Raw genomic sequence first — 2,650 nt, forward strand, 5'->3', positions numbered from 1 at the left:
ATGTAGAGATGACTCCAGAGTGGCGCGATGAGATTGCCAGACTTTCGGTGACTCCCGCGCCTGCTACAGACCGGGGCGAGACGCTACTGCCGAACTGGGCTTGAAGACCGAAGACCGCCTAAATGATGTTGGGGAAGTCGGTGGTGTTCTCGTTTTATAGGAAATGACGCTGGAAGTTAAACGTATCATACCGAAAAAGAGACGGCCTAAGGTCGTCCTTTTTGCTTCTTCGCCGATCAGTCTAGATACTTAGTCATTCATGACCTGGTCGTATTTTTCCTTCAATCGCTTGATGTCCGCTCTCGGAGGAGCACCGAACGTGCGGGAGTATTCACGGCTGAATTGGGAAGAGCTCTCGTAACCAACCCTGAAAGCGACGTCTGCGGCGTCCGCCGATTCAGCCAATAAGATGCGGCGAGCTTCCTGTAGTCTCAGCTGTTTTTGGAACTGAATTGGGCTCATGGCGGTTACCTCTTTAAAATGCCGATGGAACGAAGAAACACTCATGCTGGCGGTGTCTGCAAGATCTTCGATCCGAAAAGACTGGTCCCAATTTCGGACAATATGGTCGATAGCTTCCCGGATCCGATAGGTGCTGCTTCCTTCGACTGCAATCTGAGCCAATTCGACTCCATAGGGCCCCTGCAGCAACCTGTACAGAATCTCCCTCGTGTAAAGCGGGGCTAGAAATGGGATTTCTCCCGGGGTGTCCAGCAGACGGGCAAGCCTGAGCACGGCGTCCTGAATGGACGATTCCATTCGGCCGACGAACAGGGCACGCTTGGCATTATCTTTTGACGTGACCTTAATATCACAATCGTTCAGCACTTCAAGGATCTGGTTCTGTGTAAATTCGAGCTTAAGACTCAGGTAAGGAGAGTCAGTAGACGCTTTTATAATTTGACCGATCACAGGCAGATTCATGGAAGCGATCAGATAATTGGACGGTCCATATTCAAATCTCTCCTGTGCCAGCAAAATTTCTTTCAGACCTTGAACGACAACACAAAAAGAAGGCTTGTAAACCCGATAAGCGGGCTCAGTTATGCTGGAATGCTGATAGAAAAATAGGGAAGGGATCGTCGTTTCCTTGGCGCTATTCTGAAGCGAGTGACGCTCAATTAATCCGGTAAGCTTCTGTTGCTGTTGAATAAGGTTCTCGGACATTCAAATCCTCCTTGCAGGTTTGTCTGGTCCCATTATAAGACTTATCCGCCTGTAGCAACAGTAGCCGTAATAGGATTGGGCAATCATTTAAGACGAATGAGATATCGCTTCGCTTTTTCTGTTCGGCATAATAAGACTAAGCTCACAGAATCAAGCAAGGGGGGGAACAACGGAATAGCTGAAGCGGCTGAATAAGAAGAGAGAACGGGTGCTCTGTCGGTGGAGGGAGTGACAGAAGCCACTACCGCAAGCAAACGACATTATCAAAGAACAAGTTTAAAAAAGGGAGGAGATGAATTATTTGAATCGTTGGTTTAGGAACTTATTGGTTCAAAGGCTTATCACATTAATAGAGTTTGAAGAGCATGAATGTTTCAAAAAATTATATAATAGTTCTCTTGATAGGATCGTAAGCCAATTAACTAAAGAAAAATAATGAACATTTATCATACCCACCCTCCTACTGGATAAAGAATAAAATGATATTAAGAAAGGAAGATGTATGTTGGAAAAGCGTAAATTGGGAAATAGCGGTCTGGAAGTTTCCGCAATCGGACTTGGATGCATGGGAATGAGTTACGGTTATGGGCCGGCTTCGGACCAAAAGGAAATGATCTCGGTCATTCGGGAAGCGGTCGAGCGCGGCGTGACTTTCTTTGATACCGCCGAAGTATACGGACCCTACACGAATGAAGAACTCTTGGGCGAAGCTCTTCTTCCCGTTCGAGACCAAGTCGTGATTGCCACGAAGTTCGGCTTCAATATCCAGGATGGCAAGCAGTCCGGAATGAACAGTCGCCCTGAGCATATCAAGAAAGTTGCCGAAGAATCGCTTAGACGGCTCAAGATTGAAGCCATCGACCTGTACTATCAGCACCGAGTCGATCCAGATGTGCCGATCGAAGAGGTAGCGGGAGCTGTGCAAGATCTGATCCGGGAAGGAAAGGTAAAGCACTGGGGATTGTCTGAAGCAGGAGTGAAGACCATTCGTCGTGCACACGCGGTTCAGCCACTCACTGCAATTCAGAGCGAATATTCCCTGTGGTGGAGACGCCCCGAAGAGGAACTCCTCCCTGCCCTAGAAGAGCTCGGTATTGGCTTCGTTCCGTTCAGTCCTTTGGGCAAGGGCTACCTGACGGGAAGTTTTAACGCAAACACGACATTCAACCATGACGATTTGCGCAGTATTCTTCCACGTTTTACTCCAGAAGCGCTGGAGGCCAATCAGGTGTTGGTCGACCTGCTTAAAGAGATGGCTGAGCAGTTAAAAGCAACGCCAGCCCAAATCGCACTCGCCTGGCTGCTAGCCCAGAAGTCGTGGATCGTTCCGATCCCGGGCACACGGAAATTAAGCCGTCTGGAAGAAAATCTAGGCGCAGTGGACATTAAGCTCAGATCCGAAGATGTGCGCAATATTAACAGCGCAGCCTCGCAGATCACTTTGATGGGCGCCAGATATACGGAGGAACTGGAGAGAAGAACG

2 protein-coding genes are annotated in these 2,650 nt (G+C 48.5%); one reads left to right on the forward strand and one right to left on the reverse strand.

Going from position 1 to position 2,650, the window contains the following annotated elements; genetic code table 11:
- Positions 1-249: 249 nt before the first annotated feature.
- Positions 250-1,167 (reverse strand): AraC family transcriptional regulator, encoded by a 918-nt coding sequence (locus tag GRP75_RS23890; RefSeq protein ID WP_160790559.1) that lies wholly within the window; start codon positions 1,165-1,167, stop codon positions 250-252.
- 505 nt (positions 1,168-1,672) lie between these two features.
- On the opposite strand from GRP75_RS23890, the gene GRP75_RS23895 reads away from it, so the two are divergent.
- Positions 1,673-2,650, forward strand: a 978-nt coding sequence (locus GRP75_RS23895; protein WP_237449161.1) for an aldo/keto reductase, incomplete at its 3' end; no start/stop codon positions are given.

Source organism: Paenibacillus sp. OT2-17, assembly GCF_009827695.1.
Classification (GTDB): Bacteria; Bacillota; Bacilli; order Paenibacillales; family Paenibacillaceae; genus Paenibacillus; species Paenibacillus polymyxa_B.